Annotated in this window: 18 protein-coding genes; 11 read left to right on the plus strand and 7 right to left on the minus strand. The window is 64.9% G+C overall.

Features of this window, described 5'->3' with window-relative positions:
* The first annotated feature begins 24 nt into the window (after nt 1-24).
* The 5 genes from ASH04_RS16125 to ASH04_RS16145 all read left to right on the plus strand — a co-directional run bounded on the left by ASH04_RS16125 (nt 25) and on the right by ASH04_RS16145 (nt 6,000).
* Nucleotides 25-1,065 (plus strand): alpha/beta fold hydrolase, encoded by a 1,041-nt coding sequence (locus ASH04_RS16125; protein ID WP_027496867.1) that lies wholly within the window; start codon nt 25-27, stop codon nt 1,063-1,065.
* Nucleotides 1,066-1,129: 64 nt separating this feature from the next.
* On the plus strand, nt 1,130-3,646 hold the full coding sequence (locus ASH04_RS16130; RefSeq protein ID WP_027496866.1) for a DEAD/DEAH box helicase: 2,517 nt from the start codon (nt 1,130-1,132) through the stop codon (nt 3,644-3,646).
* 454 nt (nt 3,647-4,100) lie between these two features.
* Nucleotides 4,101-4,688 (plus strand): peroxiredoxin, encoded by a 588-nt coding sequence (locus ASH04_RS16135; RefSeq protein ID WP_032366622.1) that lies wholly within the window; start codon nt 4,101-4,103, stop codon nt 4,686-4,688.
* Between the two features lies 1 nt (nt 4,689).
* The gene (locus tag ASH04_RS16140) at nt 4,690-5,229 is read left to right on the plus strand and encodes a carboxymuconolactone decarboxylase family protein (protein ID WP_057474051.1); all 540 of its coding nucleotides are present in this window, start codon (nt 4,690-4,692) and stop codon (nt 5,227-5,229) included.
* Nucleotides 5,230-5,325: 96 nt separating this feature from the next.
* On the plus strand, nt 5,326-6,000 hold the full coding sequence (locus ASH04_RS16145) for a PhzF family phenazine biosynthesis protein (RefSeq protein WP_057474052.1): 675 nt from the start codon (nt 5,326-5,328) through the stop codon (nt 5,998-6,000).
* Here the strand turns inward: ASH04_RS16145 and ASH04_RS16150 are convergent.
* Complete coding sequence (locus tag ASH04_RS16150; RefSeq protein ID WP_027496861.1) at nt 5,990-6,664, minus strand: hypothetical protein; 675 nt, start codon at nt 6,662-6,664, stop codon at nt 5,990-5,992. The genes ASH04_RS16145 and ASH04_RS16150 overlap by 11 nt on opposite strands.
* A 37-nt stretch (nt 6,665-6,701) precedes the next feature.
* Between ASH04_RS16150 and ASH04_RS16155 the strand changes: the two genes are divergently transcribed.
* On the plus strand, nt 6,702-6,932 hold the full coding sequence (locus ASH04_RS16155; RefSeq protein WP_027496860.1) for a hypothetical protein: 231 nt from the start codon (nt 6,702-6,704) through the stop codon (nt 6,930-6,932).
* On the opposite strand, the gene ASH04_RS16160 is transcribed toward ASH04_RS16155, so the two are convergent.
* On the minus strand, nt 6,916-8,175 hold the full coding sequence (locus ASH04_RS16160) for an aminotransferase family protein (RefSeq protein ID WP_032391489.1): 1,260 nt from the start codon (nt 8,173-8,175) through the stop codon (nt 6,916-6,918). The genes ASH04_RS16155 and ASH04_RS16160 overlap by 17 nt on opposite strands.
* Before the next feature lie 97 nt (nt 8,176-8,272).
* On the opposite strand from ASH04_RS16160, the gene hrpA reads away from it, so the two are divergent.
* Nucleotides 8,273-12,169 (plus strand): ATP-dependent RNA helicase HrpA, encoded by a 3,897-nt coding sequence (hrpA, locus tag ASH04_RS16165; protein ID WP_057474053.1) that lies wholly within the window; start codon nt 8,273-8,275, stop codon nt 12,167-12,169.
* Between the two features lie 12 nt (nt 12,170-12,181).
* On the opposite strand, the gene nrdR is transcribed toward hrpA, so the two are convergent.
* Together nrdR and ASH04_RS16175 are read right to left on the minus strand one after the other, a co-directional pair.
* Nucleotides 12,182-12,646: a transcriptional regulator NrdR gene (gene nrdR / locus ASH04_RS16170; protein ID WP_027496857.1), complete on the minus strand. Its 465-nt coding sequence runs from the start codon at nt 12,644-12,646 to the stop codon at nt 12,182-12,184.
* 99 nt (nt 12,647-12,745) lie between these two features.
* Complete coding sequence (locus ASH04_RS16175; protein WP_032383680.1) at nt 12,746-13,135, minus strand: hypothetical protein; 390 nt, start codon at nt 13,133-13,135, stop codon at nt 12,746-12,748.
* 399 nt (nt 13,136-13,534) lie between these two features.
* Between ASH04_RS16175 and lexA the strand changes: the two genes are divergently transcribed.
* Nucleotides 13,535-14,218 (plus strand): transcriptional repressor LexA, encoded by a 684-nt coding sequence (lexA, locus tag ASH04_RS16180; protein WP_027496855.1) that lies wholly within the window; start codon nt 13,535-13,537, stop codon nt 14,216-14,218.
* A gap of 79 nt (nt 14,219-14,297) precedes the next feature.
* Here the strand turns inward: lexA and ASH04_RS16185 are convergent, their stop codons facing one another.
* From ASH04_RS16185 to ptsP, 3 genes are all read right to left on the minus strand, one after another.
* Entirely contained in the window at nt 14,298-15,440 is a 1,143-nt protein-coding gene (locus ASH04_RS16185; protein ID WP_027496854.1) for an acyl-CoA dehydrogenase family protein, read from the minus strand.
* 153 nt (nt 15,441-15,593) lie between these two features.
* A complete protein-coding gene (locus ASH04_RS16190) occupies nt 15,594-16,865 on the minus strand; it encodes a uracil-xanthine permease family protein (RefSeq protein ID WP_032400221.1) in 1,272 nt (423 codons plus the stop codon).
* Nucleotides 16,866-16,885: 20 nt separating this feature from the next.
* Nucleotides 16,886-18,562, minus strand: a complete 1,677-nt coding sequence (gene ptsP, locus ASH04_RS16195; protein ID WP_057474165.1) for a phosphoenolpyruvate--protein phosphotransferase — start codon at nt 18,560-18,562, stop codon at nt 16,886-16,888.
* A gap of 233 nt (nt 18,563-18,795) precedes the next feature.
* Here ptsP and ASH04_RS16200 point away from each other — a divergent pair, with 233 nt between their 5' ends.
* From ASH04_RS16200 to ASH04_RS16210, 3 genes are read left to right on the plus strand one after another with little or no spacing between them, the layout of a single operon-like run.
* Entirely contained in the window at nt 18,796-19,563 is a 768-nt protein-coding gene (locus ASH04_RS16200; protein WP_057474054.1) for a DeoR/GlpR family DNA-binding transcription regulator, read from the plus strand.
* Nucleotides 19,560-20,570 carry a 1-phosphofructokinase family hexose kinase gene (locus tag ASH04_RS16205; RefSeq protein ID WP_057474055.1) on the plus strand — a complete coding sequence of 337 codons (1,011 nt, stop codon included), beginning with the start codon at nt 19,560-19,562 and terminating at the stop codon, nt 20,568-20,570. The genes ASH04_RS16200 and ASH04_RS16205 overlap by 4 nt, the downstream gene beginning before the upstream one ends.
* Before the next feature lie 8 nt (nt 20,571-20,578).
* Nucleotides 20,579-22,633, plus strand: coding sequence for a PTS fructose transporter subunit IIABC (locus ASH04_RS16210; protein ID WP_048318369.1), 2,055 nt, complete (start codon nt 20,579-20,581; stop codon nt 22,631-22,633).
* Nucleotides 22,634-22,660 lie beyond the last annotated feature (27 nt).

Below are 22,660 nucleotides of genomic sequence, written 5' to 3' on the forward strand. Positions count from 1 at the left end.
GCACCAGGGAATCAGGAGGCGCGAATGTCCACTACTCCGCGCAGTCGTAAGCTCCGGCCGGTTCCCGACGAGGAACCGCGGCTGATCTTTCGGACCATTCACGGCTATCGGCGGGCCTTTCGTATGGCCGGTGAGGGCCCTGTGCTGCTGCTGATCCACGGGATCGGTGACAATTCAGAGACGTGGAACGAGGTCATCCCGCACCTCGCCAAGAGCTACACGGTGATCGCACCCGATCTCCTCGGCCACGGCCGCTCCGACAAACCGCGGGCCGACTATTCCGTTGCCGCGTACGCCAACGGTATGCGCGATCTGTTGTCCGTCCTGGGCATCGAGCACGTCACCGTGGTAGGCCACTCGCTCGGCGGCGGGGTGGCGATGCAGTTCGCCTATCAGTTCCCGCACATGGTCGATCGCCTCGCGTTGGTGTCCTCGGGCGGAGTGACCAAGGACGTGCACCCCCTTCTGCGACTGGCGTCGATGCCGTTCCTGTCCGAGGCGGTGAAGCTGCTGCGCTTGCCGGGCGCGATACCGGCGGTCAAGCTGGCCGGCGGCCTGTTGAGCAAACTGCACAGCTCCCCACTGCGACCGGGGTCGATGCTGCACGACACCCCCGATCTGATCCGAGTGCTGAGCGAACTGCCTGCACCGACGACGTACGAGGCCTACCTACGGACGTTGCGTGCCGTGGTGGACTGGCGTGGCCAGGTGGTCACGATGCTGGACCGCTGCTATCTCACCGAGAACCTGCCGGTGCTGCTGGTCTGGGGTGAACAGGACTCGGTGATCCCGGTGGCGCACGCCCGGCTGGCTCATTCCGCCATGCCCGGTTCGAAGCTGGAAGTGTTCGACAATTCCGGACACTTCCCGTTTCGCGACGATCCGATGCGCTTCCTTCAGGTCCTCGAGGACTTCATCGACTCGACTCCCTCGCTCAGTTTCGACGAGGTGCGCTGGCGCAACCTGCTCATCACCGGCGTCGGCGAGGACATGATCAGCGGCAGCTCGAGCACCAGGATGGCCGTGCTCGGGGCCATGGGGTCCGACGAGCGAAGCGCGACCTGACGCTCCGGTCGCAGGCGTTCGGTGTCGATTCGGAACCGCCGTCACCGACACATAGCCTGTAGAGGTGCTCCTCACCGAACTGATACCCGACGTTTCCGCCGCCACCTCCGACGGCGTGGACCCGGACGTCCTGTTCGACACGTTCACCACCTGGGCTTCGGACCGGGGCCTGACGCTGTATCCCGCGCAGGAAGAGGCGCTGATCGAGCTGGTGTCGGGATCCAACGTCATCCTGGCCACGCCGACCGGTTCCGGAAAGTCCATGGTCGCCATCGGTGCCCACTTCGCGGCCATGGCCGCAGGCATTCGCAGTTTCTACACCGCGCCGATCAAGGCGCTCGTCAGCGAGAAGTTCTTCGCCCTGTGCGAGATCTTCGGAGCGCAGAACGTCGGCATGATGACCGGCGACGCGTCGGTCAATTCCGGTGCGCCGATCATCTGCGCCACTGCCGAGATCGTCGCGAACCTGGCACTGCGGCAGGGCGCCGACTCCGACATCGGCCAAGTGATCATGGACGAGTTCCACTACTACTCGGAACCGGACCGGGGGTGGGCCTGGCAGGTACCTCTGATCGAACTGCCGAACGCCCAGTTCCTGCTCATGTCGGCGACGTTGGGCGACGTCTCGTTCTTCCGCGACGATTTGACCCGACGCACCGGCCGCACGACCACCGTCGTCTCCGGTACCGAACGGCCTGTCCCGTTGATGTTCTCGTACGTCACCACCCCGATCGGCGAAACGATCGAGGAGCTGGTGCAGACGCACCTGGCGCCGGTGTACGTCGTGCACTTCACCCAGGCAGCGGCACTCGAACGCGCTCAGGCCCTGACGAGCATCAATGTCGCGTCCAAGCAAGAGAAGGCCGCGATAGCCGAGGCCATCGGCAACTTCCGCTTTACCACCGGCTTCGGGTCGACGCTGTCCAGACTCGTTCGTCACGGTATCGGGGTGCATCACGCCGGCATGCTTCCCAAGTACCGCAGGCTGGTGGAGAAACTGGCGCAGGACGGTCTGTTGAAGGTGATCTGCGGTACCGACACGTTGGGCGTGGGCATCAACGTTCCCATCCGGACCGTGCTGTTCACCGGACTCACCAAATACGACGGCATCAGAACACGCAAGCTTCGAGCGCGCGAGTTCCATCAGATCGCGGGACGCGCGGGCCGCGCGGGGTACGACACCCTCGGCACCGTCGTGGTCGAGGCACCCGAGCACGACATCGAGAATGCGCGGCTCGTGGCCAAAGCCGGTGACGACCCGAAAAAGCTCAAGCGGGTACAGCGCAAGAAGGCACCCGACGGCTTCGTATCCTGGGGCGAGCCGACGTTCGAGCGCATCATCGCGGCGAGCCCGGAGCCGTTGACGTCCCGGTTCTCGGTCAGCAATGCGATGTTGCTCAATGTCATTGCGCGGCCGGGCAATTGCTTCCACGCGATGCGTCATCTGCTCGAGGACAACCACGAGACCCGGCCGGCTCAGCGCAAGCACATCCTGCGTGCGCTGTCGCTGTACCGCGGCCTGGTGGAGGCCGGAATCGTCGAACAGTTGGCCGAGCCGGACGCGGACGGTCGCCATGCCAGGCTGACGGTGGACCTGCAGCCGGACTTCGCGCTCAATCAGCCGTTGTCGACGTTCGCGGTGGCCTCGTTCGAGTTGCTCGACGTCGACTCCCCCACCCACGCGCTCGACGTGGTGTCGATCATCGAGTCGACGCTCGACGATCCCCGCCAGGTGTTGATGGCGCAGCAACATGCCGCACGCGGCGAAGCGGTGGCCCAGATGAAGGCCGACGGCATCGAGTACGACGAGCGGATGGAACTCCTCGAAGAGGTCACCTGGCCGAAACCCCTTGCCGAGCTGCTCGTTCCGGCCTTCGAGATCTACCGCGGGTCTCACCCGTGGCTCTCCGAGGTGGGCCTGTCGCCCAAGTCCGTCGTCCGTGACATGGTCGAGCGCGCGATGACCTTCGCGGAGCTGATCAGTCACTACGGCCTCATGCGCTCGGAGGGCCTGGTACTGCGCTACCTCGCCGACGCGTACCGCACTCTGCGCCAGACGGTTCCGCCGGAATCGCGCACCGAGGAGGTCCAAGACATCACCGAGTGGCTGGGCGAGCTCGTTCGGCAAGTCGATTCCAGCCTGCTCGACGAGTGGGAGAACCTGACCGATCCCGGTGCTGAACCGGAAGCCCTGGTCGAGGCGTACGGGTCCGATGCACCGCGTCCGATCTCGGCGAATCCACGGGCTTTCCGAATCCTGGCCCGTAACGCGATCTTTCGAAGGGTCGATCTGGCGGCGCGTCGTCAGTGGAACGCGCTCGACGACCTGGACGACGGGCCGGATTGGGAGGAGGAATTGGAGCCGTTCTTCGCCGAGTACGGGTTCATCGGCACCGGCCCCTCGGCTCGCGGGCCGGCGCTGTTCACCCTGAACGTCGGTGCGGAATCCACCACCGTCCGCCAAGTACTCGAAGATCCGGACGGCGACCACGGCTGGTCCCTCGATGCTGTCATCGACCTCGCCGAATCCGACGCGGCCGGAGAAATCGTGTTCGACGAGATCGTCGTCACGCCCGGCTGATGCATGCGCCTCGTGCGCGAGAAGGCCTGCGAGCGTGGCGAAGTCGGCTATGGCCGACCCGTTCCGTGCTCTCGACCCGAATTGCGTTGCGCGGCAAAGGTCGGGGGGCGTCCGCCGAGTACACGACCGGGCAGTACGACGGAGACGAAATGCTCCGTACATTCGGCAGGTTGGACAGGTACCGAGTATTCGACGACTCGAAACGGGGTCGACTTCAATTGCGTTGTCGCCGTTACGAAGTGGCGGTAATGAACGGAGCGCGCACAAGACTGCGTCGGTCGACAGCGTCGATCGGGCACGCCTGTCGGTCCAGTGCCACTCATCACGTTTACCTTTCGGCCCATTTTTGGCACACTCGTCCAGGTCGGTCGAGCTCGTGCGGCTGCACAATCGCCACCGAGCCGAACCGCTTCCCGACGGAACCGACGCGATCATTTCGACACGAGGAGACCACATGGCACTGTTGACAATCGGCGACCAGTTCCCCGCATACAATCTCACCGCCGTCATCGGCGGCGACCTGTCCAAGGTGAACGCGCAGCAGCCCGACGACTACTTCACCACCGTCACCAGCGACGACCACGCCGGAAAGTGGCGCATCGTCTTCTTCTGGCCCAAGGACTTCACGTTCGTGTGCCCCACCGAGATCGCAGCATTCGGCAAGCTCAACGACGAGTTCGAAGATCGCGACGCGCAGGTCCTCGGCGCCTCCGTCGACAACGAATTCGTGCACTTCCAGTGGCGCGCGCAGCACGACGAGCTCAAGACGCTCCCCTTCCCGATGCTCTCGGATCTCAAGCGCGAATTGGCCGCTGCCACCGGTGTTCTCAATGCCGACGGCGTCGCCGACCGGGCCACTTTCATCGTGGACCCGAACAACGAGATCCAGTTCGTCTCGGTCACCGCCGGATCGGTCGGTCGAAATGTGGACGAGGTTCTTCGAGTACTGGACGCACTGCAGTCTGATGAGCTGTGCGCCTGCAACTGGAAGAAGGGCGATCCCACCATCGACGCCGGCGAACTACTGACTGCGAGCGTCTGACATGTCGATCGACAATTTGAAGAACGCCGTCCCCGAATACGCGAAGGACCTCAAGCTCAACCTCGGTTCGATCGTGCGGTCCACCGTGCTCAGCGAGCAACAGCTCTGGGGCACATTGCTTTCGGTGGCCGCCGCGTCGAAGTCCTCGACCACGTTGAAGGAGATCGCCGAGGACGCCGCCGACTCGTTGTCGGCCGAGGCGTACAACGCCGCTCTGGGTGCCGCGTCGATCATGGGTATGAACAACGTCTTCTACCGCACCAAGGGCTACCTGGACGGAAAGTACGACGATCTACGCGCCGGCTTGCGTATGAACATCATCGGCAACCCTGGCGTCGAGAAGGCCGATTTCGAGCTGTGGTCGCTCGCGGTCTCGGCCGTCAACGGATGCAACCACTGCCTCAAGGCGCACGAGAAGACTCTGCGCGCCGAGGGCGTCGACCGCGAGAAGATCTTCGAGGCGATTCGCGCCGCATCGATCGTCGCGGGTGTCGCGCAGGCCGTCGAGGCCGGCCGCGTACTCGACGGTGCCTCCGTCTGAGGTTCCGCTGAACAGGTCGAAACGGGGATCCGCTGCGGCGGGTCCCCGTTCGTCGTCGATCGAGACGCGTCGACGACGTATTGGTAACGTCCCCGCATGGCTATCGAAGTGTCCGTCGTCCGAGTGTTCACCGATGCCGACGGCAGGTTCGGTAATCCACTGGGCATCGTCGACGCACAGGCTGTAGGCGAGAGCGACAGGCAGGATGTTGCTAGGCAGTTGGGTTTCAGCGAGACGGTGTTCGTCGATCGCTCGTCACCTGGTACCGCGTCGGCAACGATCTACACCCCGGCGACTCAGCTCCCGTTCGCCGGACATCCGACGGTCGGACTGTCATGGTGGCTTCGCAACAACGAACACTCGGTGCAGACACTCACCGTCCCCGCTGCCACGCTCGACATCCGCTACGACGGCGAGCTCACCTGGGTGCGTGCACGCGCCGAGTGGACTCCGCAATTCACGTTTCACCAGGTCCACGACGCAGCCGAGGTGGCGGCGGCAGATCCGAACACCTACGACAGTGGCCACCACTACATCTGGGCCTGGACCGACGAGCAGCGCGCCGAACTGCGCTCGCGCATGTTCGCCCCGATGATGGGAATCGCCGAGGACGAGGCAACAGGAGCTGCCGCCGTCCGGCTCACTGCCGAGCTCGGTCGGGGCCTGAACATCGTCCAGGGTGCGGGGTCTGAGCTGTGGACCACCGTCGACGAGGACGGGTGGGTGGAGCTCGGGGGCCGAAGCGTCGACGACGACTCGATCACGGTGTGACGGGCACGTCCACTTCGATTTCCTCACCCAGACGCACCCCTTCCGCCAGTGGCAGACGGTCGCCGCTCCAGAACTTTCCTGGATCGAACCAGTTGGCTTTCTTGTTTCCCGTCAACAGACCCATCGAGTCGTAGGTCATTGCAACAACTTCGGCGCAGTACGCGGTTTCGAGCGCAGCGCTCTCCTGCGCGTTCTTTCGGAGCGCCGGCACGCGTCCACGAAACCACCGACCGGCGAGCGCCGCGGTGGTCGGAAAAGCCGTTCCGTCCATCCGCGCGATGGTGCGAAGCAGCGCGTCTTCCTGCTCCTTCGTCACGGCCGGAGTGGAGCCAGGGGAACGACCGGCGTATCCGTCCAATTGCCGCAGCCAACAACGCTGTTGATACCGCTGGGCCCAGTGCGTGACGGCAGCGCGTAGGTCGTGCAGCTGCACTCCACGCTGGAAGTTTCCGGTCCACATGTCCTGCAACGACTTTCCGAGCTCTGCATGCCACATCAGCGGCGGGAGGTCGTCCAGGACGACGGCCATACCGACGTGGTTGACCGGGCTGTTCGTCAAAGCCTGGATTGCGCGGTCCGCCGACGAGTGGCCGCGGAAGATCCAGATGTCGCCGGTTCTGGTGGCATCCACAGCGGTATCGAGGCTGATTCGCGACGGATTCATGGACCAACCCTAGATCTCGTGGCGGTACGGTTGCCGCATGAACGTCTGGAAAGCTCTCGGTCTCGCCGGGATGGCCGGGGTTGCGGCCACCGGGGCGTTGGTGGTGCGGTCCGAGCGCAAGCGGCGCGCGTATGCGCCCGACGAAGTGCGCGATCAGCTGCACCGGCGGTTCGCCGCAATCTCCGCTGAGCCGGAACCCGAACCTGCTCCCCCGCTCTCGCGGGGGAAGCAGCTGTTGAGCAGACTCCGGTTCAGCCGAGCGCACTGAGGATGCGCGAGGCCATATCCTCGATCTCGGCGTCGGTCATGACGAACGCCGGCGAGATCTGCATTGCACCCTGTCCGGCCGCGCGGCCCGAAACACCATGAGCTCTCAACGTTTTCACGAACGGTAATGCCTCCGCCGGGTCGGCGAGCTGAACGGCAGCGACAGCGCCGATGCCGCTGCGGACTTCCGCGACCCGATCGTGGTCGGCCAGGGGCGCGAGGTGGGTGTGCAGTGCGGCTTCGATGCGCTTGGAGTGACTCAGCAGGTCCTCGCGCTCGATGATGTCGAGATTGGCCATCGCTGCGGCGGCTGCACCTGCGTGGCCACCGTAGGTGTAGCCGTGACGCCACCAGACTCCGCCTGCGAAGAACGGTTCGGCGATCTTCGGAGCGATGAACACGGCGCCCATCGGGACGTAGCCCGATGTCAACCCCTTGGCGGTCGTCATCAGGTCGGGTTCGAGCTCGAAGCGGGTGGAGGCGAACCAACTACCTCCGATCCGGCCGAATCCGGTCACCACTTCGTCGGCGACGAACAGCACGTCGTTGTCGCGGCAGATCTGCCGTACCTCACGTAGGTAGCCCTCGGGAGGCAAGTAGATTCCACCCGCTCCGATCACCGGTTCGCAGAAGAAGGCGGCGACGTTCTCGGCTCCGACCTCTTCGATCAGCGCGAGAAGCGATTTCGCGTCGTCCCACGCCACTGTTCTGGCGTCCGGCATCAGCTCGCCGTAGTTCTCCTTGTTGACCGGAATGCCGGCGAGCGCGGTGCCCGCGACGTGCATGCCGTGGTAGGCCTTCTGCCGGCCGACGATGATCTTCTTGGACGGCCGTCCCATTTCGACCCAGTAGCGGCGCGCAAGCTTCGCCGCGGTGTCGATGGAGTCCGATCCGCCCGAGGTGAAGAAGATCTTGCTGCCCGGCACCGGTGCGATGGCGGCGAGACGATCGGCCAGTGCCAACGTGGTCTCGGGCACGAAGTCGCCGAAGTTGGAGTAGTGCGCGATCGAGCTCAGCTGCGCGGCAACGGCGTCGGCGATCTCGCGGCGACCGTGACCGACGTTGGTGAACCACAGACCGGCGGTGGCGTCGAGGTATCGGTTGCCCTCGTTGTCGAAGATGTACGCACCCTCGCCTCGCGAGACGACGAACGGCCCATTGGCGGTGACGTTGCCCATGTCGGCGAAGCCGTGCCACAGCGCGGAGGTGTGTGTGGAGGCGGCTGGATCCAGGTCGGAAGACATGCGCTACACAGTAGTCACGTCGAATTCGGCGAGTGCATCGGTTCGTTCCCGGACGGAGTTCGGGTCAGTACCGCGTAACGGATATCCTGGTACGAGTATGTCTACCTCGAATTCGTCCGGTGATCGACGAGCACTCGCCGCACGTGTTGCACAGCTCACCATCCGCGACGAGAACCGGCTCCGACGACGTCTCGACAAGGCCCGCACCGAGGACGCCGTCGCCGCGCTCGAACGCGACGTAGCTCGCGCGGAAGCCGTCATCTCCACACGTCGAGCGGCAGTGCCCACCCTCGAATATCCGCAGGCGTTGCCCGTCAGCGCGCGCAAGGACGACATCGCCGCAGCGATCGCTGCCCACCAGGTCGTCATCGTCGCCGGTGAAACCGGGTCCGGCAAAACCACCCAGATTCCCAAGATCTGCCTCGAACTGGGGCGCGGAATCCGCGGCTCGATCGGTCACACGCAGCCCCGAAGGTTGGCGGCGCGCACCGTTGCCGAGCGCATCGCCGAGGAGGTGGGTCAACCACTGGGCGAATCGATCGGCTACAAGGTTCGATTCACCGACCAGTCCTCGGATTCGACCCTCGTCAAGCTGATGACCGACGGCATTCTGCTGGCCGAGATCCAACGCGACCGACTGCTCCGCCAGTACGACACCCTCATCATCGACGAGGCGCACGAGCGCAGCCTGAACATCGACTTCATCCTGGGATACCTCGCGCAACTGCTCCCCCGGCGACCCGATCTCAAGATCGTCATCACGTCGGCGACCATCGATCCGGAGCGATTCGCGCAACACTTCGCACGCGACGGGGTCGCAGCACCGATCATCGAGGTATCCGGCCGTACGTTCCCGGTCGAGATGCGGTATCGACCTCTGACGGTCGACGCGGGAGAAACGACGATCGACCTCGATCCCGTCGAGGCCACCTGCCAGGCCGTCGACGAGCTGATGTCCGAGGGTGACGGCGACATCTTGGTGTTCCTGTCCGGTGAACGCGAAATTCGCGATACCGCGGACGCGCTGGCCGATCGCAATCTCCGCAACACCGAGATCGTGCCGCTGTATGCCAGACTCTCTGCCGCCGAACAGCATCGGGTGTTCTCACCGCACTCGGGACGCCGGGTCGTGCTGTCGACGAACGTGGCAGAAACGTCGCTGACGGTCCCCGGCATCCGCTACGTCGTGGACCCGGGCACCGCGCGCATCTCGCGATACTCGTTGCGCACCAAGGTGCAGCGGCTGCCCATCGAACCGATTTCACAGGCGTCTGCGCGCCAGCGGGCGGGTCGCTGCGGACGCGTCGCCGACGGGATCTGTATCCGGTTGTACTCGGAGGAAGACTTCGAGTCTCGTCCGCAGTTCACCGAGCCGGAGATTCTGCGCACCAATCTGGCCTCGGTCATTCTGCAGATGACCGCGCTCGGATTGGGCAAGATCGACGCGTTTCCCTTCGTCGAGCCGCCGGATCCACGCAGCATCCGCGACGGTATCGGCTTGCTGGAAGAACTCGGAGCACTGAAGCCGGCCACGAAGGACGGCACTGCCGAGCTCACCCCGATCGGCCGCGAACTGTCCGCCCTTCCTGTCGATCCTCGAATGGCACGAATGTTGGTCGAGGCCAACGGCAACGGATCGCTTCGTGACGCGCTGGTGGTGGTGGCGGCGTTGTCGATTCAGGACGTGCGGGAGCGTCCCGCCGAGCACCAACAGGCTGCAGACGAGAAGCATGCCCGTTTCGCCGTCGAGAATTCGGACTTCCTGGCGTACGTGCAGCTGTGGAAGTACCTGCGGCAGCAGCGAGACGATCTGTCTTCCAATCAGTTCCGACGCATGTGCCGCACCGAGTTCCTGCACTACCTGCGGATCCGCGAATGGCAGGACCTGCACGGACAACTCCGCCAGATCACTCGCGGCCTCGGATGGACGGTGCCCGACGCAGAGTCGAGCGAGAACGCACTGCATCAGTCCCTGCTGTCGGGCCTGCTCTCGCACGTCGGCCTCAGAGAGGGCGACAAGCGTGAATTTCTGGGTGCCCGCGGAGCACATTTCGCGATCTTCCCCGGGTCAGGTCTGTTCAAGAAGCCACCGCGCTGGGTCATGGCTGCAGAACTGGTCGAGACCGGACGATTGTGGGGCCGGATGGCCGCCCGCATCGAACCGGAATGGGCCGAACGGTTGGCACCGCATCTGGTGAAGCGCACGTATTCCGAACCACACTGGTCGATCAAACGGGAATCGGCGCTGGCCTACGAACGGGTGACGTTGTACGGCATTCCGTTGGTGACGCAGCGCCCGGTCAACTATCACCGCATCGATCCCGAGGCGTCTCGAGAGCTCTTCATCAGGCATGCACTGGTTCAGGGCGAATGGAAGACCCAGCACGGGTTCTTTCACAAGAACAGGGCTCTGCTCGACGACGTCGGCGAGCTCGAACATCGTGCTCGCCGACGGGACATCGTCGTCGACGACGACGCACTGTTCGATTTCTACGACGCTCGCATCGCCCCGGAAGCCGTGTCTGCGCGACACTTCGACACCTGGTGGAAGAAGGCCCGCCGGCAAGATCCGTCCCTGCTCGACTTCACTACGGACACCGTCGTCAACTCGGACGCCGCGTCGGTACTGACGGGTGCGTATCCGGACGCGTGGCGACAGGGTGACATTCAATTCCCACTGACGTATCAATTCGAGCCCGGCACGGCCGCTGATGGCGTCACCGCGCGGATTCCCATCGCACTGCTCGCTCAGGTACAGCCGGTCGGCTTCGACTGGCTGGTGCCCGGGATGCGCGCCGAGCTCGTCACCGCCTTGATCAAGACTCTACCGAAGGCATTGCGACGCAACGTGGTTCCGGCTCCGGACTTCGCTGCGGCAGCGTTGGCAGTGATGAAACCGCGGGCCGAAACACTCGTGACGGCTCTGGCCCGAGAACTCTCACGGGCCGCACAGTGCCACATCACCGCGAAGGACTTCGACACTGCGGCGCTACCCGATCACCTGCGAATGACGTTCGCCGCGGTCGACCCGTCCGGGACCGTGCTCGGCAGCAACAAGGATCTGACTGCGCTGCGCGCCGGTCTGGCCGGTGAGGTCGGCCGACAGGTCGCACGTGCGGTCGGCGACGCGGAGCGCGCCCCGACGCTGGCGTGGACCTCGGGCACGTTGGGCCGCTTGGAACCCACGGTCACCCGAGACGTGGGCGGGCAGAAGGTCACCGGGTACCCGGCGTTGGTACCCGAGGGTTCGGGCGTGGCGGTGCGAGTGCTCAGTACCCCCGCCCAGCAACGAGCAGCCATGCGCGCGGGCACCCGCACTCTGCTGCTCGCTACGGCACCGAAGGGAACGAAGGCGCTGTTGGCCGGGCTGCCGACCGCCGAACGTCTTGCGCTCGGCCAGAACCCGTACGGCGGCGTCGATGCGCTGCTCGAGGAATGCCGTGCGCTCGCTGTGGAAGAAGCGATGGACGCGCACGGCGGACCGGTTCGCGATCCGGCCGAGTTCGACAAGCTCAGGGCACTGGTGGACGCGGAGGTTCCGCGGCGTACTGCTGCTGTTCTCGCACTGGTTCGACCGGTCCTGACGGCCGCGTTGGCTCTGTCGGCCCAGTTGCAGACCGCATCGGGTGAGCCGGCCGACGATGTCCGAGAACAGCTCGACGGCTTGATCTTTCGCGGTTTCGTCACCGAATTCGGTTCTCGACGGTTGGCAGATCTGCCACGCTATCTCGCTGCGGCGACGAAGCGGCTGTCCACTCTGCCGAGCAGCGCGGGCCGCGACGCTGCGGCGATGGACGTTCTCGACCGGGTGTACGGCTCGTACGGGCGGCTGTTGGATTCGCTTCCGGAGAGCAGGAAGAACAGCCCGGGTGTGCAGGAGCTGTTCTGGATGATCGAGGAGCTGCGGGTGGGGCTGTTCGCGCAGGGAATTCGTACCGCGTATCCGGTATCGGAGAAGCGCATCGAGAAGGCGATCGCCGATCAGTCTCGCTGATCGGCCCGCGGTTCACTCGACGTCGGCGGACTCTCGATGTTTGCGGAGTTCGTGAATTTCCTTCTCGAAGTCCTCTGCCGAACTGAACGAGCGGTAGACCGATGCGAAACGGAGGTAGGCCACTTCGTCGAGATCGCGTAGCGGTCCGAGAATGGCCAGGCCCACTTCGTTGCTGGGAATCTCGGCCGAACCGGCCGCGCGAATATTGTCTTCGACTTGCTGAGCCAGCAGGTTCAGCGCGTCGTTGTCGACGTCTCTGCCCTGGCAGGCGCGACGAACTCCTTTGACGACCTTCTCCCGACTGAACGGCTCGGTCACACCACTGCGTTTCACGACGGCGAGCACGGCAGCCTCCACGGTGGTGAAGCGTCGACCGCACTCGGGGCAGGACCGGCGTCGCCGTATTGCCTGACCCTCGTCCATTTCACGCGAATCCACCACGCGTGAGTCGGGGTGCCTGCAGAACGGGCAATGCATGAGGGAGCCTCCGTCGTAGCCGATACTCCGACGACGAATGTGCGCGTCGGGGCAGTCTTCGAGGATACTCAGCCACGCTGGGCACCATGGTGCCGGTGGTCATCTGCTGGGTGCGTACTCGACGAGCGCTCCGTCGTGAACCATGACCGCGCCGGCGGGCTGAGTGGACGCGTCGGGTGTGGTCGCGCTCAGATTCGCGATGCCGATCAGACCGCCGGCCACGACGACCACAGCCAACATCCACAGAACGAGAGAGCGTGGGCGCACGGTCTGGCTCGCGAAATGGGCCGAGGTGTCGTCGAAGTCTCGATCCGCCATCTCACGATCGGTGACGTCGGTCCAGGACTCGTCCACGACAGGCAAGCACGGGCCGTTCTGCGTCCGACGCGCGTGGTTCTGCAACACGGGCCGCGAGCGCCGACGACGCTCGACGACACCGGATCGCGAACGCATACCGGCAGTGGTGGGACGATCGGTGGTGATGGTCATCGGAACCTCGTCTTCGCTCGTTGGATCGATTGTTCGATCAGGCGTTCGATGGACGCTTGTTCGAAGTTCTATCACGCGCCTCCGACAAAGTCTGTAGAAAACGCGACACGAGTCGAACAGATGTTTGATTCAACAGCTGATACACGCTAGATTCGTGTCAGAAACCACACGCCACACGAGTCGACATCATCAACTCCAGTCCGCGTGGATCGATACCGCGTAGACCGAATCCAGCCGCATCAGCAGGAGGCCGACAGCATGAAGGACGAGACCTCGACGAGGTCCATCACCGGTTCCAGTACGACGGGTTCCACGAAAGCTGGTTCCACGCGAGCCGGATCCTCGACGGTCGGCAAGGCTGCAGCCGGAAAGCCGGCTGCCGAGCCGACCCCGAAGGCCATGGAGGTGGGCACCGACATCAGTGCAGGGCTCACCGAGCGCCAACGGAAGGTGTTGGAGGTCATCCGGGCCTCGGTCACCGAGCGCGGATACCCACCCAGCATTCGAGAGATCGGCGATGCCGTGGGCCTGACGTCGACGTCGTCCGTCGCACATCAGCTTCGCACCCTCGAACGCAAGGGGTTCCTGCGGCGCGACGCCAACCGCCCTCGCGCTGTGGACGTCCGCGGACTGGACGAGGTGCAGGCCGACCAGGCCGCGGCGGCGGTGGACGGTTCGGCAGCGTCCGACGAGCAGGATCGGTTGCCGACGCCGACGTTCGTGCCGGTTCTCGGACGGATCGCCGCGGGTGGACCGATTCTGGCGGAGGAAGCCGTCGAGGACGTGTTCCCACTCCCCCGCGAGTTGGTCGGTCAGGGATCGTTGTTCTTGCTCAAGGTCGTCGGCGAGTCCATGATCGACGCGGCGATCTGTGACGGCGACTGGGTGGTGGTGCGTCAACAGTCCGTGGCCGACAACGGCGACATCGTCGCGGCGATGATCGAGGGTGAGGCCACGGTCAAGACGTTCAAGCGTTCCAAGGGTGAGGTATGGCTCATGCCGCACAACCCACTGTTCGAGCCGATCCCGGGCAACAATGCCGCCATTCTCGGCAAGGTCGTCACCGTGATGCGCAAGCTCTGAACTCTGTTCGGACACAACGAAGAAGGGCCGCAGCACAGATGCTGCGGCCCTTCTCTTCGGTCCTGAACGATGGAAAGAATCAGAGATTCAGTCCGCGACCGATGATCTCCTTCATGATCTCCGTGGTGCCGCCGTAGATGGTCTGTACCCGAGAATCCATGTACGCCTTGGCAATCGGGTACTCCTTCATGTAGCCGTACCCACCGTGCAGCTGAAGGCACCGGTCGATGAGCTTGACCTGGTTCTCGGTGGTCCACCACTTGGCCATGGCAGCTTCCTGCACGGTCAACTTGCCGTCGTTGAGCAGTTCGATGAATTTGTCGACCATGATGCGGGTGGCGGTGGTTTCGGTAGCGAGTTCCGCCAACACGAATCGCGTGTTCTGGAACTTTCCGATCGACTTACCGAATGCCTTGCGGTCACGGCAGTACTGAATGGTCATTTCCAGTGCCGATTCCATGGCCGCAGCGGCGACGACGGCAATCGAGAGCCGCTCCTGAGGCAAGTTCTGCATCAGGTAGATGAAGCCCATACCTTCTTCGCCGAGCAGGTTGGCGGCGGGAACCCGAACGTCGGTGAAGCTGAGTTCCGCAGTGTCCTGGGCCTTCATGCCGATCTTGTCGAGGTTGCGACCACGCTCGAATCCGGGCATGTCGCGCTCCACGACCAACAGGCTGAAGCCCTGGGCACCTTTCTCGGGGTCGGTGCACGCTACGACGATGATCAGATCGGCATTGATGCCGTTGGTGATGAACGTCTTCGAGCCGTTCAGTACCCAGTCGTCGCCGTCCCGAACGGCCTTGGTCTTGATGCCCTGCAGGTCGCTACCGGTACCCGGCTCGGTCATGGCGATCGCGGTGATCAGCTCACCGGAGCAGAATCCGGGCAGCCACCGCTGCTTCTGCTCGTCGTTGGCCAACTCGATGAAGTACGGCGCGACGACGTCGTTGTGCAGGGTGAAGCCGATGCCGCTGTAGCCGCCGCGGGTGGTTTCCTCGGTGACGATGGCGTTGTAGCGGAAGTCCTTGACGCCGCCGCCGCCGAACTCCTCCGGTGCGGCAGTCCCGAGGAAGCCCTGCTTGCCGGCCTCTACCCAGACGCCGCGGTCGACGATGTTCTGCTCTTCCCACTTCGCGTGATTGGGGGCTACGTGCTGTTCGAGAAACTTCCGGTACGACTCCCGGAACAGCTCGTGCTCGGGCTCGAAAAGTGTGCGTTCCACGCGGGTCTCCTTGTTCGGTGCGCACCGTCGTCGACCGCGAGAAAGGGGTGTCACAGCGCGGTCGTCGGTGCGACTGACGTCACGGTTCAACAGTACGTTCGCGGTGCACCGAGGGTCGATGACCAAAACGCGCGCGATCCGTGACCGCCCCTGCTAGCGTCGTCGAGTCGTTCTCCCTCGGGCCAACGCCGAGACGATCGGGTATCCCACGAGGATGCCCAGCGATCCCCACGCGATACCACCGAGTTCGACCGATCCGACGGAGAGCGTCAGGTCGCCGATTCCGGCGACGAGTGCGGCGGCGACGACGGTGAGGTTCACGGGATCGGTGAAATCCACCTTGGCATCGGTCCAGATTCGAACGCCGAGCAGTCCGATGAGTCCGTAGAGCACGAGTGTCGCTCCACCGATGACACCGTCCGGGACGGTGAAGATCAGCGCACCGAACTTGGGCGAGAACGCCAACACGATCGCGGTGATCGCGGCAACCCAGTACGCGGCGGTCGAGTACACGCGGGTAGCGGCCATGACGCCGATGTTCTCCGCGTACGTGGTGGTTCCCGATCCACCGGCGGCCCCGGCGAGGGTGGTCGCCAACCCATCGGCGATCAGAGCGTCACCGGCAACGTCGTCGAGGTTCTTTCCGGTCATCGCCGCGACGGCTTTGACGTGTCCGACGTTCTCGGCGACGAGGACGATCACCACCGGCAGCGCCACCAGAATCACCGACAGCTGGAAGGACGGGCCACGGAACTCGGGTAACCCGATCCAGCTCGCGGCGCTCAGAGCATCGAGTCGTGGTTGCGCGATACCGCCGGTGACGGCAGCGAATACCCAGCCCACGACGACGCCGAGCAGGATTCCGAGCCGACCCACCAGACCGGGACCGACGGCCGTCGCGAGGAGAATCGCCACCAGGGTGACGGCCGCGACGAGCGGTTGCGCCTCGAACGAGGTCGTCGCGGCAGGGGCCAGATTGAGCCCGATCAATACGACCACCGCACCGGTGACGACGGGCGGCATCGCTGCGTCGAGTACCCGCGCTCCGGCGAACTTCACGACGAAGCCGATCGCAGCCAGCACGACGCCGACACACAGAACGGCACCGAGCTGCGCGGCGGGTCCGTCGGCTGCGGTCGCACCGAGCGGGGCCAGGAAGGCGAACGACGACCCGAGGTAGCTCGGCACCCGCCCGCGCGTGATGATCAGGAACAGCGCAGTACCGATGCCCGAGAACAGCAGCGTCGTCGAGACCGGGAACCCGGTGATGGTCGGAACCAACAGTGTGGCCCCGAACATCGCGACGACGTGCTGCATCCCGATGCCGACAGTGCGTGGCCACGACAACCGTTCGTCCGGTGCGACCACCGCCCCCGCGTCGACGGTTCGTCCGTTTCCGTGCAGCGTCCAACCCATAGTTCTCATGATGGGAAGAGACTATTGCGTCACCCGAGGATCGCGCTCACTGCCTCACGGGCTGCGGCCGTGCTGTCGGTCTTCAGTGCAGCGGCAGCAGCGGCCTTGCACTGATCGAGGGTCACGGTCGCCAACTTGGACCCGACGTGGGCGACGGCGGCGGAGGCCGCGGACAACGACGTGATGCCCATTCCTACCAGCACACAGGCCAGCAGGGGGTCGGCGGCAGCTTCGCCGCAGACACCGACGGGCTTGCCCACCTTCGCGCCGGCCGCGGCCGTGTGCGCCACCAGTGCGAGCACGGCCGGTTGCCACGGATCGGTCAGACCGGCCAGCTGCGCCGACATCCTGTCGGCGGCCATCGTGTACTGAGCCAGATCGTTGGTGCCGATGGACAGGAAGTCCACGTGCTCGAGGATGTGCTCGGCGAGCAGAGCGGCAGCGGGAATCTCGATCATGACGCCCGGGGTCAGTCCGCGTTCGCGCACATCCGCGGCGAAGTCCTGTGCCTCCTGCGCGGTGGCGATCATCGGTGCCATCACCCACGGGGACGAATCGGTCGCCTTCGCTGCCGCGGCGATGCCGTCGAGCTGGCGGTACAGAATGCCGCGGTCGGCTTCGGCGATACGGATACCGCGGATGCCGAGCGCCGGATTGGCCTCGTCGGGGTGGTTGGCGAATCGAAGGGGCTTGTCCGAGCCGGCGTCCAGGGTGCGGACGACGACCTTCTTGCCTGCGAAGGCGTCGAGGACCTGGCCGTAGATCTCCGCCTGCTCGTCGACGGTCGGTTCGGAATCGCGGTCCAGGAAGCACAGTTCGGTGCGGAACAATCCCACCCCGTCGGCTGCGCTGGAGCGCGCTGCGCGGGCACCGGCACCGTCCTGAACGTTGGCGAGGATATCGACGGAATGCCCGTCGGACGTCGCGCCCGGCCCGATCCACCGAGACACTCGGTCCAATTCGTCCCTGGCCGAGACGACTGCCGCGCGGGCGGTGTCGGCATCCGGTTCCAGTTCGATGCGTCCGCTGGTTCCGTCCACGGATGCATGCGTGCCGGCGGCGATGTCGTCGAGACCTGCGACGGCCACGATGCAGGGAATCCCCAGCTGCCGCGCGATGATCGCGGTGTGACTGGTCGGGCCGCCCAGTGAGGTGGCGAGGCCGACGATGAGGGTGGGGTCGAGGCCCGCGGTGTCGGCGGGTGCCAGATCGTCGGCGAACAGTACCGACGGTTCGGCCGGCACGGGAACACCCGGCTCGGGCACACCGAGAATTTCGGCGATGACGCGATCGCGAATGTCGCGCAGATCGGTCACTCGTTCGGCCATCAATCCGCCGAGCTGGGTGAACATGGCGGCGAACTTCTCGGTCGCGGCAGCAGTGGCGGTGACGGCGGTGCTGCCCTTGGCGATCGAGGATCGTGCGGCCCCGAGCCAACCACGGTCCGATGCCATGGCCGCATTCGCCGACAGCACCTCCGACGCTGCCCCGGTCGCCAACTCTGCACGGCCGCGCAGCCGCGTCGCGACGGCGTTCGCGGCCGAGTCGAAGATGTCCTTCTCCGCATCGCGATTCGCTTCGGCCACCTCACCGGTGTCGGCCGGGATGGCCGGACGTGCCCCGGGACGGATGACGGGTCCGTAGCCGACTCCGGGCACGACGGGTGTGCCGCGCAGTGTCGTGGACTCCCCTCCGATCGACGACATCCCATCTGCAGCAGGTGCTGCATCGGTGTGTCCGGTCGATGCGGTGCTGACCGATCCCGTCATGTGGTCCTCCTCGGATCCTGCGTGTACGTCTGTCGTCCCGGATGTCAGATGAGTGTGCCGCACCTGGCTTCCCGATGATGTTGTGACCGAGATTACTCCAAACCCTTGACATGTCAACACACACGGGCGTAAAACAACATAAAGCAACATCAACCGGGAAGGAGACGCAGGTGTACGCAGAAGAAAGACAGCACGCCATCGCTGAGCTGATCAGCACGCAAGGACGCGTCTCCGTCAACGACCTGGCCGCCAACTACGGCGTCACCACCGAGACCGTGCGACGCGATCTGGCCACCCTCGATCGACTCGGAGTGGTACGCCGCGTGCACGGTGGAGCGGTACCCGCCTCGGCGCTGACCACACTCGAGCCGGGCGTTTCGGAGCGGGAATTCACCCGCGCAGACCAGAAGGACGCGATCGCAGCTGCTGCGTTGTCGTTCCTCCCACCCGTCGGCGGCAGCGCCGTCTTCGATGCGGGCACCACCACCGGCCGCCTGGCGGGACTGCTACCGCACGATCGCGAACTCACCATGGTCACCAACTCCGTACCGATCGCAGCCCGGGCCGCAACCATGCCGAGCATCAGTCTTCGATTGCTCGGCGGGCGTGTTCGAGGAACGACACAGGCCGCTGTGGGCGACGAGGCACTGCGCGCCCTCGAATGGCTACGGGTGGACGTTGCGTTCATCGGAACCAACGCCATCAGCGTCGGACATGGACTGTCCACCCCCGACAGCGACGAAGCCGCGGTCAAGCGCGCCATGGTCGAGGCCGCAAATCATGTTGTCGTGCTGGCAGATTCGTCCAAGATCGGCCGCGAGCACCTGGTGAGTTTCGCCCGAGTCGACACCATCGACGTCATCGTCACCGACAGCGACATCTCGAACGAAGACCGTAAACAACTCAGCAACAAAGGAATCGAGGTGGTGATCGCATGATGGTCACGCTCACGGCCAATCCGAGCATGGACCGCACGGTCACGCTCGAGACGCCACTGACCCGCGGCGGCGTGCACCGGGCGTCGTCCTCGGCCGTCGACCCGGGCGGCAAGGGCGTCAACGTCGCTCGCGTCATCGGCGGATCGGGAGTAGAGGCGCTGGCCGTCCTGCCGGCCAACGTCGGCGATCCATTACTCGACGCGATGTCCGCCAAAGGAGTTCGATACTCGGCAGTTCCGACGTCCGGACCGGCGCGCACCAACATCACCGTCAGCGAAATCGGTGGCACGACCACCAAGATCAACGAGCCGGGTGCAACGGTGTCGGAGCAGACACGCGCCGAGCTGCGAGACCGGATTCTCACTCTCGCTGTCGATGCCGAGTGGGTGGTGCTGTCGGGTTCGCTTCCTCCCGGCCTGCCCGTCGACTGGTACGCGGAACTGGTTGTCGCCCTTCGCGCTACCACGGCCAAAGTTGCGGTGGACACCTCCGACGAGCCGCTGCTCGCTCTCGCAGATCGGTTTCCGGAATCGGCACCCGACCTGATCAAGCCCAATTCGGAGGAACTCGCCCAGCTCACCGGGCACGATTCCGAGGAGTTGGAAAGCGCTGCGGCACAGGGTGATCCATCGGCCGCTGTCGCCGCCGCAACCATTCTTCTCGGCCGAGGAGTAGGTGCCGTACTGGCGACGCTCGGCAGCGCCGGAGCAGTCCTGGTCACCCAGGGCGGTGCCTGGTACGCCAGCCCACCTCCGATCACTGCCGTCAGCACCGTCGGCGCAGGAGACTCCTCGCTGGCCGGCTACATTCTGGCCGACGTCGAGAACTGTTCCGACGCAGACAAACTTCGCCGCGCCGTCGCCTACGGAACGGCAGCCACCGCACTTCCAGGCACCACGCTTCCCCTGCCCGAGCAGACCCATCCGACTTCGGTGACGGTTCGCGCGCTCGACATCTCCACGTCCGTCACCCCGTCCACGCTCTCCCCTTCTTCGAACCGTCTCTAGGAGCCCCCATGTCCAGCCCCACCGAAGATCAGCCGATCATCGCCGAGGATCTGATCCTCCTCGACGCCGATCTGGGCGAATCCAAAGCTGCCGTCATCGAACGCCTCGCAGGCGTGCTGTCCCACGCGGGTCGCGCAACCGACACCGACGCCCTGCGCGACGCAGCCCTTGCTCGCGAAGCTCAGTCGGCCACCGGCCTGCCCGGCGGCATCGCAATTCCGCATTGCCGTTCCGAGGCGGTCACGAGCGCTTCGCTCGGCTTCGCCCGCCTGAACCCCAAGGTCGACTTCGGTGCCCCCGACGGCCCCGCCGATCTCGTCTTCCTCATCGCTGCACCGGCCGGAGCCGGTTCGGCGCACATGAAGCTGCTCTCGAGCCTGGCTCGGGCACTGGTCAAGCCCGAGTTCGTCACCTCACTGCGTAACGCGTCCTCGCCCGCCGAGATCGTCTCGCTGGTCGACGGAGTCATCAACCCGGCCGCCAAGCCGGTTGCCGCAACCGCTGCAGCAGCGCCGGTCGACACCGCGAAACACAGTGCGCCTGCAGCCACCCCCGAGACGGCAACAACCGCCTCGCCCAAGCACATCGTGGCAATCACCGCCTGCCCCACCGGAATTGCGCACACCTACATGGCTGCCGATTCACTCGTCGCCGCAGGTGAGCGCGCGGGCGTCACGGTGCACGTGGAGACTCAGGGCTCGAGCGGCAGCACGCCCCTCGACCCCGCACTCATCGCCGGTGCCGAGGCCGTCATCTTCGCCACCGACGTGGGCGTCAAGGGCCGTGAGCGATTCGCCGGTAAGCCCGTCATCTCTTCCGGTGTCAAGCGCGCCATCAACGAGCCCGACGTCATGGTCACCGAAGCGCTCCGCGCAGCTCTCAATCCGGATGCTGCCCGCGTCGGCGGCACCGCCGTCGCGGCCGGCTCCACCGACTCTGCCGGTGAGCTCGGATGGGGCACCCGCCTGCGTCAGATCCTGCTGACCGGTGTCAGCTACATGATTCCGTTCGTCGCCGCCGGTGGACTCCTGATCGCCCTCGGATTCCTGCTCGGTGGGTACGAAATCAAGGATGTCGCCGAAGACATCGTCGTCAACAACTCCATCACCTCGCTGCCCGAAGGCGGAATCGCCGCCTACCTCGGTGCCGTGCTGTTCCAGATCGGCGCGCTGTCCTTCAGCTTCCTGGTGCCCGCGCTGGCCGGTTACATTTCCTATGCCATTGCCGACAGACCAGGTCTGGCACCAGGTTTCACCGCCGGCGCAGTGGCTGTATTGGTGGGCGCAGGCTTCATCGGCGGTCTCGTCGGTGGCCTCATTGCCGGCTTCGTCGCACTGTGGATCAGCAAGTGGAAGATCCCCGCAGTTCTGCGTGGCCTGATGCCCGTCGTCATCATCCCGCTGTTCGCCACCCTCATCGTCGGCGCGATCATGTTCCTGCTGCTCGGCAAGCCGCTCGCCGCGATCACCAGTGGACTGACCGACTGGCTCAACGGACTCAGCGGTTCCTCGGTCATCATCCTCGGCATCATTCTCGGCCTGATGATGTGCTTCGACCTCGGCGGACCGGTCAACAAGGCGGCCTACGCCTTCGCCACTGCAGGCCTGTCGGTCACCGACACCGCATCACTGCGCATCATGGCAGCGGTCATGGCGGCCGGAATGGTGCCGCCCCTGGCCATGGCACTGGCCTCCACCGTTCGTTCGCGTCTGTTCACCGAGGCCGAGCGCGAGAACGGTAAGGCTGCATGGTTCCTCGGAGCAGCATTCATCTCCGAGGGCGCCATCCCGTTCGCCGCGGCCGATCCGTTCCGCGTCATCCCCTCGATGATGGCCGGCGGCGCAGTCACCGGTGCCATGATCATGGCCTTCAACGTCACCCTCAGCGCGCCCCACGGCGGGATCTTCGTGTTCTTCGCCATCGGAAACATCCTGTGGTTCATCGTCTCGCTGGCCGTGGGCACCATCGTCTCCGCATTCCTGGTGGTCTCCGCCAAGCAGTTCATCAAGGGCAAGAACGCACCGACCGACGCCGAACTCGACCCGGCACTCGCCACCGTCTGACGCTCGATACGATCCAACGAACCCACT

This window comes from Rhodococcus sp. Leaf233, from assembly GCF_001426165.1.
Taxonomy (GTDB): domain Bacteria; phylum Actinomycetota; class Actinomycetes; order Mycobacteriales; family Mycobacteriaceae; genus Rhodococcoides; species Rhodococcoides fascians.

Coding starts and splice junctions, on each gene's coding strand:
- ASH04_RS16210 (WP_048318369.1), top strand. CDS start 20,579: ATGTCCAGCCCCACCGAAGATCAGCCGATCATCGCCGAGGATCTGATC.
- ASH04_RS16175 (WP_032383680.1), bottom strand. CDS start 13,135: ATGACCATCACCACCGATCGTCCCACCACTGCCGGTATGCGTTCGCGA.
- ASH04_RS16160 (WP_032391489.1), bottom strand. CDS start 8,175: ATGTCTTCCGACCTGGATCCAGCCGCCTCCACACACACCTCCGCGCTG.
- ASH04_RS16125 (WP_027496867.1), top strand. CDS start 25: ATGTCCACTACTCCGCGCAGTCGTAAGCTCCGGCCGGTTCCCGACGAG.
- ASH04_RS16140 (WP_057474051.1), top strand. CDS start 4,690: ATGTCGATCGACAATTTGAAGAACGCCGTCCCCGAATACGCGAAGGAC.
- ASH04_RS16150 (WP_027496861.1), bottom strand. CDS start 6,664: ATGAATCCGTCGCGAATCAGCCTCGATACCGCTGTGGATGCCACCAGA.
- ASH04_RS16135 (WP_032366622.1), top strand. CDS start 4,101: ATGGCACTGTTGACAATCGGCGACCAGTTCCCCGCATACAATCTCACC.
- ASH04_RS16190 (WP_032400221.1), bottom strand. CDS start 16,865: ATGAGAACTATGGGTTGGACGCTGCACGGAAACGGACGAACCGTCGAC.
- ptsP (WP_057474165.1), bottom strand. CDS start 18,562: ATGTCGTCGATCGGAGGGGAGTCCACGACACTGCGCGGCACACCCGTC.
- ASH04_RS16145 (WP_057474052.1), top strand. CDS start 5,326: ATGGCTATCGAAGTGTCCGTCGTCCGAGTGTTCACCGATGCCGACGGC.
- ASH04_RS16155 (WP_027496860.1), top strand. CDS start 6,702: ATGAACGTCTGGAAAGCTCTCGGTCTCGCCGGGATGGCCGGGGTTGCG.
- ASH04_RS16205 (WP_057474055.1), top strand. CDS start 19,560: ATGATGGTCACGCTCACGGCCAATCCGAGCATGGACCGCACGGTCACG.
- lexA (WP_027496855.1), top strand. CDS start 13,535: ATGGAGGTGGGCACCGACATCAGTGCAGGGCTCACCGAGCGCCAACGG.
- nrdR (WP_027496857.1), bottom strand. CDS start 12,646: ATGCATTGCCCGTTCTGCAGGCACCCCGACTCACGCGTGGTGGATTCG.
- hrpA (WP_057474053.1), top strand. CDS start 8,273: ATGTCTACCTCGAATTCGTCCGGTGATCGACGAGCACTCGCCGCACGT.